The sequence below is a fragment of the Pantoea alfalfae genome, assembly GCF_019880205.1.
In the GTDB taxonomy this organism is placed as follows: Bacteria; Pseudomonadota; Gammaproteobacteria; order Enterobacterales; family Enterobacteriaceae; genus Pantoea; species Pantoea alfalfae.
Map to the genome: position 1 here is coordinate 86181 of NZ_CP082293.1, position 13423 is coordinate 99603.

The 13423-nt window shown below is 51.6% G+C and carries 14 protein-coding genes and 2 pseudogenes; 4 read left to right on the plus strand and 12 right to left on the minus strand.

Annotated features, from left to right (window positions below):
• Positions 1-19: 19 nt before the first annotated feature.
• The 6 genes from K6R05_RS18875 to K6R05_RS18900 form a co-directional block, all read right to left on the minus strand.
• Positions 20-1144: an ATP-grasp domain-containing protein gene (locus K6R05_RS18875; protein ID WP_222925616.1), complete on the minus strand. Its 1125-nt coding sequence runs from the start codon at positions 1142-1144 to the stop codon at positions 20-22.
• A 112-nt stretch (positions 1145-1256) separates the two neighbouring features.
• The gene (locus K6R05_RS18880) at positions 1257-2522 is read right to left on the minus strand and encodes an ATP-grasp domain-containing protein (RefSeq protein ID WP_222925617.1); all 1266 of its coding nucleotides are present in this window, start codon (positions 2520-2522) and stop codon (positions 1257-1259) included.
• Positions 2523-3680 carry an ATP-grasp domain-containing protein gene (locus K6R05_RS18885; RefSeq protein ID WP_222925618.1) on the minus strand — a complete coding sequence of 386 codons (1158 nt, stop codon included), beginning with the start codon at positions 3678-3680 and terminating at the stop codon, positions 2523-2525.
• A gap of 27 nt (positions 3681-3707) precedes the next feature.
• Positions 3708-5093, minus strand: coding sequence for an MFS transporter (locus tag K6R05_RS18890; protein WP_222925619.1), 1386 nt, complete (start codon positions 5091-5093; stop codon positions 3708-3710).
• A 132-nt stretch (positions 5094-5225) separates the two neighbouring features.
• Positions 5226-6299 carry a TauD/TfdA family dioxygenase gene (locus K6R05_RS18895; RefSeq protein WP_095707936.1) on the minus strand — a complete coding sequence of 358 codons (1074 nt, stop codon included), beginning with the start codon at positions 6297-6299 and terminating at the stop codon, positions 5226-5228.
• A 456-nt stretch (positions 6300-6755) separates the two neighbouring features.
• Positions 6756-7370 (minus strand): TetR/AcrR family transcriptional regulator, encoded by a 615-nt coding sequence (locus tag K6R05_RS18900; RefSeq protein WP_161736864.1) that lies wholly within the window; start codon positions 7368-7370, stop codon positions 6756-6758.
• A 720-nt stretch (positions 7371-8090) separates the two neighbouring features.
• On the opposite strand from K6R05_RS18900, the gene K6R05_RS18905 reads away from it, so the two are divergent.
• From K6R05_RS18905 to K6R05_RS18920, 3 genes and pseudogenes are all read left to right on the plus strand, one after another.
• On the plus strand, positions 8091-8357 hold the full coding sequence (locus K6R05_RS18905; RefSeq protein ID WP_222925620.1) for a hypothetical protein: 267 nt from the start codon (positions 8091-8093) through the stop codon (positions 8355-8357).
• 469 nt (positions 8358-8826) lie between these two features.
• Positions 8827-9125 (plus strand): annotated as a pseudogene (locus K6R05_RS18915) (hypothetical protein).
• A 49-nt stretch (positions 9126-9174) separates the two neighbouring features.
• Positions 9175-9552 (plus strand): annotated as a pseudogene (locus K6R05_RS18920) (RidA family protein).
• 25 nt (positions 9553-9577) lie between these two features.
• Here K6R05_RS18920 and K6R05_RS18925 read toward each other — a convergent pair.
• The 3 genes from K6R05_RS18925 to K6R05_RS18935 are packed head-to-tail and all read right to left on the minus strand — an operon-like array spanning position 9578 to position 10796.
• On the minus strand, positions 9578-10105 hold the full coding sequence (locus K6R05_RS18925; protein WP_222925621.1) for a DUF4865 family protein: 528 nt from the start codon (positions 10103-10105) through the stop codon (positions 9578-9580).
• The gene (locus K6R05_RS18930; RefSeq protein WP_222925622.1) at positions 10102-10491 is read right to left on the minus strand and encodes a tautomerase family protein; all 390 of its coding nucleotides are present in this window, start codon (positions 10489-10491) and stop codon (positions 10102-10104) included. The genes K6R05_RS18925 and K6R05_RS18930 overlap by 4 nt, the downstream gene beginning before the upstream one ends.
• Complete coding sequence (locus K6R05_RS18935) at positions 10491-10796, minus strand: carboxymuconolactone decarboxylase family protein (RefSeq protein WP_222925623.1); 306 nt, start codon at positions 10794-10796, stop codon at positions 10491-10493. The genes K6R05_RS18930 and K6R05_RS18935 overlap by 1 nt, the downstream gene beginning before the upstream one ends.
• Positions 10797-10892: 96 nt before the next feature.
• Here K6R05_RS18935 and K6R05_RS18940 point away from each other — a divergent pair, with 96 nt between their 5' ends.
• The gene (locus K6R05_RS18940) at positions 10893-11774 is read left to right on the plus strand and encodes a LysR substrate-binding domain-containing protein (RefSeq protein ID WP_222925642.1); all 882 of its coding nucleotides are present in this window, start codon (positions 10893-10895) and stop codon (positions 11772-11774) included.
• Between the two features lies 1 nt (position 11775).
• On the opposite strand, the gene K6R05_RS18945 is transcribed toward K6R05_RS18940, so the two are convergent.
• From K6R05_RS18945 to K6R05_RS18950, 3 genes are all read right to left on the minus strand, one after another.
• Complete coding sequence (locus tag K6R05_RS18945; protein ID WP_222925624.1) at positions 11776-12321, minus strand: TetR/AcrR family transcriptional regulator; 546 nt, start codon at positions 12319-12321, stop codon at positions 11776-11778.
• 127 nt (positions 12322-12448) lie between these two features.
• Positions 12449-12580, minus strand: coding sequence for a hypothetical protein (locus K6R05_RS22195; protein ID WP_262390929.1), 132 nt, complete (start codon positions 12578-12580; stop codon positions 12449-12451).
• A 136-nt stretch (positions 12581-12716) separates the two neighbouring features.
• Complete coding sequence (locus K6R05_RS18950; RefSeq protein WP_222925625.1) at positions 12717-13265, minus strand: GNAT family N-acetyltransferase; 549 nt, start codon at positions 13263-13265, stop codon at positions 12717-12719.
• Positions 13266-13423 lie beyond the last annotated feature (158 nt).

Genomic DNA, 13423 nt, shown 5'->3' on the forward strand with positions numbered 1-13423 from the left:
GACGAATCCGGAAAATAATTCAACACACGACCAGATAAAGATAAGACCTCCGTTCCCTGCTGGTTAAAATCTGGGGTGAAAATGACAGCCTGATATTTTTGTCAGACAGGATACCGCTCTCTTTGAATTTCATTATTTCAGGATCGGAGTCCAGGAAAAAAATAACCTGAGCAAATCCTGAAGGTTCTGCTCTCTCTGGTAAGAACACATCTGAACCATTCAGTTTATTAAGTAGCGCGTTAACCATATCGAAACCCCATGCATCACGGATAATATCCGTAATGAAACTTCCCGCAATGCGGGGGTTAACTTCAATAATATGAACATTATCGGATTCAGTAATGCAGTCAATATGAACAGGTCCCCAGCAGAGATTCATTGTGGCTACGACGTGCTCACAAAGCGCAGCAATATTCCTGATGGCCTTTACACTGAGGTCGGTTTCAGAGGTGTACCCCCGCTCAATAAATAAATCACCGGCCTTTTTTTTCTTCGCCATAATACCTGCGAACTGGCCATCGAATATTTCAACGCAGTATTCGGGGCCGTTTATAAAGCTCTCTATCATTATATCTCCGGAGGGTATAATTTCAGGCAGAGCTTTATACATTTCCCTGAGGCATTGCATGTGGTCTGAAACTTCAGCCGGGGTGTGACACTTTCTTATTCCATGACTCGCCGACCCTTTAACTGGCTTTAAAACAACGGGAAAGGTTAAATGTTCAAACCGGGATTGATATAACTCATTGTCAAGGTTGTACTGGCATGATGCACCCAGCCTGCAGCCCAGGCTGTTCAGAATTACGTCCTGGTACTTTTTTGAAACACATCGAGAGACAGCCTCAGCATCCGGTCCCGGAATGCCCAGACGATTCGAAACCTGTGCCGCCACCGAAGCATACATATCATGTGCTGTTGTAACCCGGATATACTCGCTGTCTTTACGGATGACATTCTGAATATAGCCAGCGACATTATCTGCCGTAACAGTCAGAGTAACGACATTCACTTCTTCTTTAAAAACATGGGTCAGGTCATCATGTTCAGCAGTGATCACCGTTACGTGCAGCCCCCTGGCCAGCGCCTGGTCCACAAGATTCAGGCTGGTCCCCGTATTCCTGGCACCGATAATAACAAGATGCATAAGTTCCTCGTTTTCCCGGATAGCTCATTGCCCGTATGCAGGAATCGGCACGGGCAGATGATACTGGCTGTCAGCTGTGAGTAAGGCCGCCTGTGCGGCCTTTTCAGATCTCTTATGCGGGCTCGGCTGACGCCTGAGGAACCATAAAGTATTCATTTTCGATTGCCCTGATCGTTTTCCAGTCCCTGTTCAGCTGTTCAAAATTTTCATGAAACAACCCGACCATGCCAATAGCCGTCTGCAGGCCCGTAGTGACCTGGAGCTGACCGTCCGGTTTCACCCACCGCTTTACGCTTACAAATGAAGGGAGGCTTTCAATTCTGTCCCAGGGGAAATTCTGTAACTGACGGCCTGAAACCGGAGAAACCAGCAGGACATGTCCGCAGTAGCCGCTGAATCCCGGGGCCTTACCGATGCTGTCAATAAAGTGCGCATTATTGACAAACGCGTTGACGGTAGCGGACACATGATTTTCCCCCGTCACCGCCGTCGTCAGTAAGGGATCGAGGCTTCCATGCAGACGGGAATTCAGCTCAACGATTACCGGCCCGTCGACGGTTAGCATCACTTCCATATGGGACGGTCCGAATTTAAGGCCGACTGCATCCAGTACTTTTTTGGCATAATCAATCAGTGCCGAGAATCTGTGCTGGGTATGGTCAACCACCATCATTTTTTCAAGGCGCGGTGATTCCCGGCGATCGCGATCCACTTCCCAAACGCTGACAACTTTGTGATGGCCATCGAAAGAAACAATATCAACAATGTACTCCTGCCCCTGCGTGCAGGACTGAACCAGGATTTCGTTCTGATCTTCATCATAATAAGATTTTGAATTGAGAATATTTTCGGCTGCTTCCCTGACCTGAGAAAGGGTGTGGCACACTTTCACGCCACTCACACCGGCTCCCCGGGTAGGCTTCACCACAACCGGCAGGGTAAGATGAGCCTGCGTCCATTCAACGATCTCGTCTGCCTGTTCTGACTGATACTGCCTGGGCGTGAGAAGTCCGCTACGGCTCAGGACTTCTATCTGCTCAAACTTATGGCGGCGTGCCTTGGCAAGATGGACGGGATTTTTGTAAGGAACATCAAGCGCTTCGGCAAGCTCGGCCGCAAGCTCGATACCGCTTCCCCCACCCGGTAATACCACGTCAATCTGCAGATCCTTCAGGTTTTCTGCCAGCACGCGGATATCACCCTGATATACGAGGCTGCGTATAAAGTCAGAATGATTGATCTGCGCCCTGAGGCGTTCCGGCAGTGTCTCACTGCTGAGAACGTGAACACACTGAACACCATAAGAACGGAATGCCGGCGCCAGATACGCGCTGGTTGATGCACCATCCACAATCACGACAGTACTGATTAGTTTCATTTAGTTAGTCTCCGGCTGGAAATTCTGTATAAGGTTTCTGACGTAAACGAACGCCCTGCGCCTGCGGTTACTCAGGTGCTGTGGACCGTAGCTGATGTGCATAAAGTGGTTACTGAGTTCACCCTTTTCAGTAAATGACCAGGGTAACGGGTCGCTTTCGAGGAAAAAATTAACGCAGGCGTAAGCGGCAGGCAGGAAGCCTGCAGGCACCGTGACCTTTTTGCCCTGAAGCTTATCAACGAGGTGTTCAACCATATCAAAGCCATAGGCATCCCGGACAATATCGCAAATGAAGCTGCCGGCAATCCTGGGATTTAATTCAATGATGCTGGCGAAACCATTATGAACGATGCAGTCAACATGTACCGGCCCCCAATCGAGCCCCGCCGCCTGTACTGCCCGGGCGCCTGTTCCGATAAGGTTACGAAGGGTCTTTTCATCAATATCCAGTTCTGACGTATAGCCGCGTTCCAGAAATTCGGTGCCGTACCGTTTGGACTTGCGCATGGCGCCAACGTAATGCCCGTCGAAATACTCAACGCAGTACTCTGTTCCGGGCAGGTATTCTTCCAGCAGTACCGTATCGCTGGGGACCAGGTCCGGCCGCTGCTCTTTCTGATTAACCAGATAGTCGAGATGGCTGATTACCTCGGAATGCTGACAGCAGAGTTTCACGCCATTACTCGCAGTTCCTTCTGAGGGTTTTATTACTACCGGTAGCTGCAGCCTGTGGAGCGCTTCCCCCCGGGCTTTATGATCTGAAAGGTGGAATTCCGAATAGCCGGATGTCGGGATATTGTTATCGGTGAGTATCCTTTTCTGCTGTAATTTTGATACCGCACGAGTAACGGCTGCGGCATCGGGTCCCGGAAGGTCAAGTGCCGAATTGACCTGTGCAGCAACGCTCGCGTACACATCATTAATCGTGGTGATCCTCAGGTCAGCTTCCGGCCTGAGGTATTCTTTTCTAATCCACCCGGAAATAATGCTGACATCAGCAGGCAGATATTTTATTTCCACTTCCGGAGGGAAAACTTCCTCTAATCTGTCTTCAGGATTGCTGATAATTGTGACGGGCATTCCTCTTTTCAGTGCGGTGCTGACCAGTGCCAGGCTTGTGCCTGTTTTCCGGGTGCCTATAATTACAAGCCTCATCATGCTCCCCTTTCCTGACAATATATTTATTTAAAGAAATAATGCGGCCAGAATGACTCCGGCCACCCGGAGCACCACTGAGATATCAAAGGCAAGCCTTGCGCCAGCGGTCATGCTCTCAGCAGCACCCACTATCAGTGCGCCCAGCAGCGCGACGCCCAGCGCGCTGCCAACCTGCCGGGATACGTTAAAAATGGCTGATGCAGTTGCAGAACGCGTTGACGGCACGTTGCCGAGAATGGCTGATGTGAGAGCCGGGGTGCTTATTCCGGAACCGATCGCCAGGAAAATCATGCTCACCATGACAACGTAATACGGCGTATCCCTGTCGAGGTCATGCAACAGCAGAAAGCTCAGTACACATAAAATTCCGCCGCCAGCAACTGTGAGTCGGGGCGTGAAATATCGGGTAAGACGGCTGCTTGCCACATTGGCAATCATGATCACTGTAAATGGCAGCAGGGCCAGCCCCGTCTGCGTTGGGGAGTACCCTTTTACACTCTGGAAGAAAATGCTCAGAATGAATATCAGAGCATAGAAGGTCAGATTGGAAAGCAGTCCCAGAAGAACGGCAATGGTCAGCACGGAGTTCCGGAACAGAGATAACGGGATCATCGGCTCTGCTGCCCGCGTCTCACGGGCCACAAACAGCAGGGCTGCAGCAAGAGCCAGAGCCAGTCCGGTCCATATTTCTGGTGATAGCCATCCCTCTGCTCCTGCCTCAATCACGGAATACGTGAGCAGGAACAGAAACAGTATGGCCAGGACCTGACCGGGCATATCAAAGCTTTTACTCTTCTCCGCCGGCGTTTCCGCCACAAACCGGTAAGTTGCCCACAGGCTGAGCAGGCACACGGGAAGGTTGACGAGGAAAATGGCGCGCCATCCGAAGGCGGTCGTAAGAAGACCACCGGCGACCGGCCCCATAGCGCTTACTGCTCCCCCGATGGCACTCCACCATCCTATGGCATGGCTTCGCACTACCGGATCGCCCGCGCAGGCGTGGGACAGCAGCGCCAGTGACGTCGGGAGGATCAGCGCCGCACCGGCACCCTGAATGCATCGGGCCGCGATCAGGACATCCACGGAATGCGTAAGGGCACACGTCAGGGAAGCCAGGCAGAAAAGAAAAAGTCCGCTGTTAAAAACCCGGCGGCAGCCAAAGCGGTCTCCGGCTGCGCCCGCCGTCAGTAACAGAGCGGCAAAGGACAGTGTATAAGCGTCAACCACCCACTGAAGTCCTGAAACCCCTGTTTCAAGGCTGCTGCCAATTTCCGGAAGCGCAACATTCACGATAGTCACGTCCAGCTGAACCACAATAAATCCAAAGCTGGTTGCAAGCAGAGTTCCCGTCACGGTATTGCCCTGGCCTCCCGTCATGGCTGATCGATGAGATGTCCGGCTGGCTGGGTTCATAATGTTCCTTTCTGGCATGGCAACTGACAGTAAGCCAGCTGACTCTGTTGCGCCTGCTTCGCCTTTGACGTACGGAGGCAAGGCGGGCTTGTCGAGGCCACCGGCCAGCAGGCTGCCGGTGGCGGTGTGGCTTCAGGCAGCCGACGGCGTTTTCTCGCGCCCCGGTATTTCGGATGCTGCGGTTTTCACGTTGGGATCAAACACGCGGTCTTTAACGGGTACGAACGACCTGAAGTTCCAGAGGTTGCGGGCTACAAAAATGCGCTGTACCCAGCGGAGCGCACGATCGTTTTCATCAAAAGCGGGCTTGAAGCTGTCACGGGAATGCAGGGTAAAACTGTTATTAATGAGGATCAGCCTGCCGGGGCTGATCTGAACGCCGAATGAAACTTCGCGTACTGCCTGATAAAGATTTTCCAGAGCCTGTTTTGCACGCGGATTCACGGCCAGTACCATATCCGGGTAGAAGGCTACGGTCACACGCGGGGCAGAGATAGGGCCTGACAGAATCGGACTCAGGTCAGTATTATCACGTGGTTCAGCAGACGCGCCGCGCCAGCGGTAAGGCACGCGGATAATGAAATTTTTGCCGTACAGATGCTTGATATCTTCTTCTGAAAGTTTTTCCAGCGCCCGGCGGCAGTCGGAAATGCGGGTCTGCGGCCCGCCAAGCGGTTCCCCTCTGACGCCCAGTAATATGAGTGCAAGCGGTGACGTGTCGCCTTCCGGCATATATGCCTGCGCAGCATTTTCAATATGAAAATCGAGCTCAACTTCAGACCCGAGACCGGTAAACTCTTTGGCTGCCTCTTTATGCGGCGTAAGATTATTTACCAGCTCATGACCTTCATGAGCAATGGAATAGGGTTCACCCGTAAGCACACCCATTGTGACCAGTATATTTTCAGTCAATACGCCACTTTTGAATGCGCTGCCTGATTCATTATGACGTGGACTGCCGGTGACTGACTTATCTACCGGCAGATTATCAATCTGCAATGAACCGAGCGCGCTCGCTGAAAAGCCTTTAACCTTATTGATTGCCGTGATCACCCTTTCAGGAAATACCGTATAGGCAACCTTTCTGATTTTATTTAAATAAACGTCTGAGCCTGAAGGATCATAGTCAATTTTTTCAAGAACTGATCGGATATATTCTGATTCTTCCGTACTGAGAACAATATTCTGGTCTACATTCGGCTTCATTTATAAATCCTCATCCAGTGTTATACAGGGGGTCTTTACAAAACTATAATAAAAACTACTCCCCGAAATTATCTGAGTCAAACCTGTTTGATGAATTATTAGTGACAATTATGCATAAGCAATGAAAGATAGAATCAATAGATTTTCCGCCTATGGATCATTTTTTCACTGTCAACGGATGTGAAATAGTTTCATTTTTATTGATGGCATGAGAATACCCTGAGGCAACGAGCTCAGTGTTTATATGTAAGGGTTAATAACTACATTACTGTAATTATTGCAGATGATGGTGTAAGTATAATCAGCGTGCTTTCATCAAATATTCTTTTATAGAACCTTCCTTTTTCGCTCCAGCCGCAGATAACATTTTTACCTGACGCATGCAGAACAGTCAGGAGCCTGTTCCTTTTTTTTCTCCGGACGGTCATTCCTGCCATCAGCATCACGTTATCCCGGTTACTTATCGTTACTGACAGGCAATGCGAGAACAGAATTGATAAAAAACGCATTTGATCTTCGCAGATTTTCAATTTTTGGTTTCACTTTCCCGTATAACCTCATACCTTCCAGCATCATAAAAAGGCCTTCAGCCATAACGCCGGCATCATAGTCATTCCGGAATACGCCTTTCTTCTGGCCCTTTTGCAGAATGCGCGTCAGCCGGGAAATCAGGCCTGAAAACATATATTCAATCAGCTCCCGGACAGCCTCATCACCAGGAAGCAGTTCACTGGCCGCCGCAATGGAAAAGCATCCCCGTGATCCATCAGGACCGGCGGTGAGCTGTGCAAAAAAATCGAGCGTCTGGGTCAGGGCTGTTTCGGGTTCAAGTTCGTTTTCACGCTGCGTGAGGCGCCGCAGGCCGCCATCCATGTACTGACGAAGCGCAGCAAGGAAGATGGCATGTTTGTCGGGATAAAGTTTATAGATGCTTGCGCTGGCCAGCCCCGATTTTTCTCTAAGATCGGCAAGAGATGTCGCCCTGTAGCCCTTCTCCCAGAACAGTGCCTGAGCAACGTTCAGAAAGTCAGTAGGGTTAAATTCTCTTGGTCTGCCAGCGTTTCTTTTCATGGATCATAAACCTTTATTGTGGATTACTTAATCTACAATCCATTTAATGCTTTCGTAAAGCGTTTTTAACTAAAATTTTACTTTTGGTGATGGTGAGGTAAAGAGGATAAGGCGGGACGGTATGGAACGTTGTGGTGCGGGCCGGTCTGATCCTGTCTTCTGATTGATGTCGCCTCTCAGACACTCAGGCTGAGCGAATTTTACTCATGACGCAGCTTTTAATCTTAAAAGCAATAATTTCCACTTTCAGTCAATAATTCAGCATAAGTTCTATTTTATATCAGATGCGCCATTCTGGCTGCCTATTCACTGTATGCTGCTCACGTCTCTTTCTCCTGATTCAGAAGATCCGAAAAAGGGCAGCACCGGATCTTTCTTCCCTGGTGGCGGTTTTTTGCGCATGGCACTACATATCGTGTCTCTGTCAGCTGCATTAACCACTACATATGGTGTAATGACGCGAGCCAGGGCCGTCTGCGCCAGGCTTTTCCCCGCCCCGCCGTCGTGTTACGCTTCCGGTTAATGCTATAAATTGAAAAAGTCGGATCATGACAGGATGGGCATCAGGTAATTTCGAGTGGTTTATTTAAGCAAACTATTGGTAACCAGGAATAAAATAAGCACACTCATATTATCTTTGATTAATTTTTACATATTGAGTAAATCAGCCCTTCTGTAATAACGCTATGAATCCTCCGGAAAACTGTTACGTTCGAATCCATGAAAGCCCATGATGATTTCAGCTACGCCTTCGAGAAAATCCTGTACGGAATTACTTCCTCTGAAAAGAGAGACGCAGACTTCGCGAACGGAACCGCGCTGAAAATATTCAGCAGAAAATATGCGGAGTTCCGTCAGGTGCTGAGCGACGCAGGTGAACTCGGTGACCACGAGTGCGATCTGGACACGTTTGCGCATGGCATTGACGTTCTGCAGGGCTATTTTGACGGCACTACCGGCGGCCTGACCGAGCGCCTGCCGGTATAGTATTGCATCGTCTGATTTCGCTGTCCGACCCGCAGTACGTGGACCAGCAAGAGCTGATGGTCTCCACACCGAAATTTTTGCTTAGGTGCTGTCATGCTGAGACCGACCGTACCGAGAAAAGTCAGGCTCTGGGCCGTGACAGACATCGCAGTGTGCATCTGGCTGAACGAGGCTGGACGGGATTACATTTTCATTACTTTTCAACAGTAGCTACGCCATGCATATGCTCTATGCGGACATTCCAATGAGGATGCTGCAGAGCATGATGTGGCACAAAAGCGTTAATTCGACAAATGTCTATAAGAAGGTATTTGCGTTGGCGGCAGGGTGCAGGGTGCAGGGTGCAGGGTGCAGGGTGCAGGGTGCAGGGTGCAGGGTGCAGGGTGCAGGTTCAGATACTATCGCCATACTGAAAAGGGTATGAGGCTGTTAATCATACGAAAACAAGTGTTATAAATGGCTAAAATATATTCTTCCGCTGCTGCTTATCCTCGCCCTGGCTGGCTTTTAATCCCGCACGACAGTGAGGAAGACAAAGCGTATTACGTCGCGGTGTTCTGCGCAATTGATCACCAAGGTCAGCAGCCGTTCGACCAGCAGATGCGAAATGTTATTGAAGGCGGCAATTCTGACTATGCGCTGCAGAAAATAGCCTATAAACCGCGGCTGGGACGCAGCGTGATTGGCCGCTGGGAGCAACTGAAAGCCGATGAGCAACAGCGCGCCGCGCAGGATAATGTTGTCTGCCAGCAACTGCTGATGCGCTAAGTGGTGGCGGAGAGTAATGTCTGATGATTCACATGATGAAGGAGAAAATATGACCCTGCCAGAACGCAAAAATTACCCGCCACTGGACGAAGTAAAAGCGCCTTATGTCTACGCAGTGAAACATGGCGAGACGCTGTATGTCTCAGGGCTGACCGCTTTCGGTACGGCGGCTCAGCAGGGAGATATGGTTTAACAGGCAGAAGCCATTTTTGATCAACTCAGGGCAGTTGCCGTAGCTGAGAATACGTCGCTCGCAGCGCTGCTGAAAGTCACGATATTTATCACCTCTTTCACAGAGATCACCGCGCTGCGGGAAGTGCTTTATCGCAACTACGGCGAACATCTGCCCGCCAGCTCGCTGGTACAGGTCAGCGGACTGTTCTCCGCTGACCTGCGCATAGAGATTGAAGCCATTTTTGCCCTCTGAATGGCACTCCGCATCAACGCCGCTGCTACAGCCGCAGATCTGCAGCGGCAGCGCCTCGCGCCAGATAACCGATGCGATAGACCTCCGGACCGGACGCTGGTCGCTGCTGAGATGCGTTAACCGTTAATCCCTGCCAGCGGGTCACATCCCAGGCGCTGAAGCCTGCTTTCACCGGCAGTGCTGCCAGGTTCGTATGTGGCGAAATCGTCCAGCGGTTCAGTGTCATAAAACGGGCTTCAGCCAGATTAGTGATGAAAGTCGGTTCCTCAAACGCCAGCCAGCTTTCGATGATCGGCCAGCCAAAATCCCTGACCAGCGTCGCAAAGCCCGGGCTTTGCAGGAAACGCTGCATGCCACTCGCCTCCCGCCAGAAATAGAGCGGCGCATAGCGATTTTCATTGAGTACTCCATCCTCACGGCAGGCGTAAAGATACGCTTTTGCCACCAGCCCTGGAAAGCCATCCAGCCGGGCTCCGTTCAGACTGATGCGCTGTTCGATGATGCCCATGTCATAGTCAGCGGGCAGCGTAAAGCGATAGTGCATGATAATCATAACGCCGCCTGTGCCAGCATCCGGCCGCCGCTAAAGCTCCACTCTTCGGTGCTGTTAAACTGAATGATGATCATCACATCATCAGGATCGATTGCCATCTTTGTCTGAAGTGCCGCGCAAAGTGCGTGATAAAAGCGTTGCTTCTGTTGCCGGGAACGCGAACGGCCTGCCGTTATCTGAAATAGCACGAAATTTTCGCTGCGGCCTCCGCTGAGATAACGGCGATCAAACACACGCTGAGAGCCAGGCAGCATCTCAATGATCTGAAAACAGTCCTGCTCTAGAACGTCAAATTCTGCGACCAGCGCCTGCTGCAGCAGCGTGGAGAGAAGATGAAGATCTGCATCGCTGTAACCTTGCCGCAAGGTGATCCGGGTGAAGGGCATCAGTGATTATCCTCCAGATAGCTCAGCGCGGTAACGGCAGCAGGCCAGCCTGCATAAAATGCCAGATGCGTGAAGCTCTCCACCAGTTCATTCAGCGTCAGTCCATTTTGCCGGGCGTAGTTAATGTGCCACGGCAACTGCTGGACGCGTCCCAGCGCAGTTAGGGTTGCCAGCGTCAGCAGGCTGCGCTCACGTGATGACAGCAGGCCGCGCTGCCAGATATCATCAAACAGCACCTGCTGCGTCAGTTCAGCCAGTTTTGGCGCGCGCTGCGCCAGTGTTTCCCGATCCAGTGATTTTTTCATTGCACGCTCCTCGTTGGTCAGAGAGAGTGTCACTCAGCCCGTTAATCCTGAAAATCAAATTAATCAGCATCCACTATCCTCATTTTAAGGACAATGATGAACAAAGTACCCGAATCGCTCGATATGGATGCGCTGCGCAGTTTCGTGGCGGGTATTGATGCGGGCAGCTTTGCTCTTGCGGCACAGCACCTCTGCCGGTCAACCTCAGCCGTCAGTGCGCAGCTTAAAAAACTCGAGCAGCAATGTGGTACCGCGCTGGTGATGAAAAAAGGGCGGCATCTGCAATTAACCCGCAGTGGCGAGCAGTTGATGAGTTACGCAAGACGTCTGTTGTCACTGAACGATGAGACCTTGCGGGCCGTGAAAGGCGAAGCATTGCAGGGCGAAATTCGCATCGGCATGCAGGAGGATTTTGGCGAGGCGCTGATGCCTGCCATTCTCGGCGCGTTTAACCGGCAGCATCCGGGCGTGATGCTGACCGCTCGCGTCGACAGAAATCTGGCGATCTTAACGGCACTGGCTCGTCATGAGCTGGATTTAGCGCTCCTGTGGCAGGCGGAACAGCAGTCTGGCACGCAGTTAATCGGTCAGTGTCCGTTAGTCTGGATACAGCATCCGGCATTTGATCTGGCGGGGATTCTGCAGCGTGGCGAACCGCTGCCGCTGGTGGCATTTGAGGCGCCTTGTGTGATGCGAACCCGCGCTACCGGGGCGCTGGATAAGGCAGGCATTCCGTGGCGCGTGGTGTTTACCAGTCACAGTCTTAGCGGCATCTGGGCCGCGCTGCAGGCCGGGCTGGGTATCACCCTGCGCACCCGCGCGGGGTTGCCGGAGGGGCTGGTGACAGAATCACAGCGACTGCCGCAGCCTGGCCATCTGGGTATTGCGCTGGCCCGCTCAGACCAGAGTGACGATCCCGCTCGTGCGCTGTTGCAGCACCTGATCACCGAAGCCGCCCTGCCCTACGTTCAGGGCTGAGTTAAAATGCCTGCTGAATCAGCAACGAACAGTATTCCGCTGAAACGTCACGATCACCAAACAGTATGTGGAACATCACGGGCGCGACAGCGACATCGACGAGGCGATCAACGTCAAAACCCGCTTCGTCGCGCGCGATGGCCCGGTTATTCAGGGTTTCAAGATGCTGATAGGTGAATCCACAGCATTTATGGCTGGCCGCTTCAGCATGACGGCCAATCACATCGGCAAGCAGTTCACGACCCACTTTCGAGGACATCTCTTCAGCATAATGTTGAAGGAACGCGGTGAGATCGCCGATCATCGAGCCGGTATCTTCCGGATCGGCAATCGGTCGCATCCTCGCCACGGCCACATCCGCCAGCAACTGGGCCAGATCGCCCCAGCGTCGATAAATCGTGGAGGGTGTTACGCCTGCCTGTTCGGCGATCATCGGTACGGTAATGGCGGAACGATCCCGCGTTTCCAGTAGCCGGTTAACGGTATCATGCACTTCCGCCTGAATACGGGCGCTGCGCCCACCCTGCCGAATCATCTCCCTCGCCATCTCGTTCTCCTGCTTTTTTCAGCGTCAACGTTTTGGTTAACGCAACGATGTTGCATTAACAGATAGCGGCAGTGTACCGCATCTCTGGCTGAGCAGGCGCTAAAGTGTGCGATCGGGCGTGTGACACTCAGGGCTGAAGTTTACTCAGTCCCGCTTTGACCGGCTCTCCGCTGAAATGAGACGAACGGTTGTCTGATGCGCCTATCCACAACAAACTGACTGCCATTACCGTTGAAATAAAAATCGTACGAATATCCATAAATCCTCCCCTGAGTAAGGCGGTTAAGGTAATCCAGTGAGCAGGAAAGTAATCGCGGGATAAGAGAGGGTTTCTCAGAGGTTTAAGGCAGTAAGAGGACGCAGACAAAACTGCGCCCGACTCGCAAAGAGGAAAATCAGACGTTAAGCGCGTTACCAGCGTCAAGCCATTCACGTCGGCTGAGGGCATACATCAGGCTGGGAGGCAGCCCTTCGAGATCGTTAACCTTTTTCAAAAACCTTAAGCCTGCTTTTTCCAGCACCCGGCGCGAAGCCAGATGGTTTTCACGCACCACGCCCGTGATGACGCTGAGTCCGGCCTCTTCAAATCCGTAACGAATGGCTCTGCGTGAAAGCTCAGTGGCATATCCTTTACCCCAGGCATCTGGCTCAAACCGGTAGCCGAGATTATTAGTCTGACGGCCGTCAAACTGGCTTCTGAAGACGCCACCAAAGCCGATAATTTTTTCCGGATGGGCTTTCTTGAATATTGTCCAGTCGCCGAAACCCTGATTCCGGTAGCTATCCTGTATGCGCTCCATGGCCTGAACAGCATATTCCCTGTCAGGCCACGGGCCTCGCGGGTTAAATTTATGCGTTTCCGGGTCGCCATAAATTCTGAAAAGGTCGTCAAGATCCTCACGAAGGGTAAATCTGTAGAGCAACCGCTCTGATTCCCAAAACATCCTTTGCTCCTTTTGGATACTGATCAGGTTAATCCTTTATATCAGCAGGTTGTTCTGATACCAACACCTGGGTTTAACAGGTCTGGCCCGGTAATCCCTTTCTGTCTAGCCGGGATTGACGGATCACAGTGAATAGTGATCACAAAGGACGACGCAGT

Excerpts from the sequence above, each read along its gene's own strand:
- K6R05_RS18875 (WP_222925616.1), bottom strand. The coding sequence starts at position 1,144 with ATGCATCTTGTTATTATCGGTGCCAGGAATACGGGGACCAGCCTGAAT.
- K6R05_RS18880 (WP_222925617.1), bottom strand. The coding sequence starts at position 2,522 with ATGAAACTAATCAGTACTGTCGTGATTGTGGATGGTGCATCAACCAGC.
- K6R05_RS18885 (WP_222925618.1), bottom strand. The coding sequence starts at position 3,680 with ATGATGAGGCTTGTAATTATAGGCACCCGGAAAACAGGCACAAGCCTG.
- K6R05_RS18890 (WP_222925619.1), bottom strand. The coding sequence starts at position 5,093 with ATGAACCCAGCCAGCCGGACATCTCATCGATCAGCCATGACGGGAGGC.
- K6R05_RS18895 (WP_095707936.1), bottom strand. The coding sequence starts at position 6,299 with ATGAAGCCGAATGTAGACCAGAATATTGTTCTCAGTACGGAAGAATCA.
- K6R05_RS18900 (WP_161736864.1), bottom strand. The coding sequence starts at position 7,370 with ATGAAAAGAAACGCTGGCAGACCAAGAGAATTTAACCCTACTGACTTT.
- K6R05_RS18905 (WP_222925620.1), top strand. The coding sequence starts at position 8,091 with ATGAAAGCCCATGATGATTTCAGCTACGCCTTCGAGAAAATCCTGTAC.
- K6R05_RS18925 (WP_222925621.1), bottom strand. The coding sequence starts at position 10,105 with ATGATTATCATGCACTATCGCTTTACGCTGCCCGCTGACTATGACATG.
- K6R05_RS18930 (WP_222925622.1), bottom strand. The coding sequence starts at position 10,491 with ATGCCCTTCACCCGGATCACCTTGCGGCAAGGTTACAGCGATGCAGAT.
- K6R05_RS18935 (WP_222925623.1), bottom strand. The coding sequence starts at position 10,796 with ATGAAAAAATCACTGGATCGGGAAACACTGGCGCAGCGCGCGCCAAAA.
- K6R05_RS18940 (WP_222925642.1), top strand. The coding sequence starts at position 10,893 with ATGAACAAAGTACCCGAATCGCTCGATATGGATGCGCTGCGCAGTTTC.
- K6R05_RS18945 (WP_222925624.1), bottom strand. The coding sequence starts at position 12,321 with ATGGCGAGGGAGATGATTCGGCAGGGTGGGCGCAGCGCCCGTATTCAG.
- K6R05_RS22195 (WP_262390929.1), bottom strand. The coding sequence starts at position 12,580 with ATGGATATTCGTACGATTTTTATTTCAACGGTAATGGCAGTCAGTTTG.
- K6R05_RS18950 (WP_222925625.1), bottom strand. The coding sequence starts at position 13,265 with ATGTTTTGGGAATCAGAGCGGTTGCTCTACAGATTTACCCTTCGTGAG.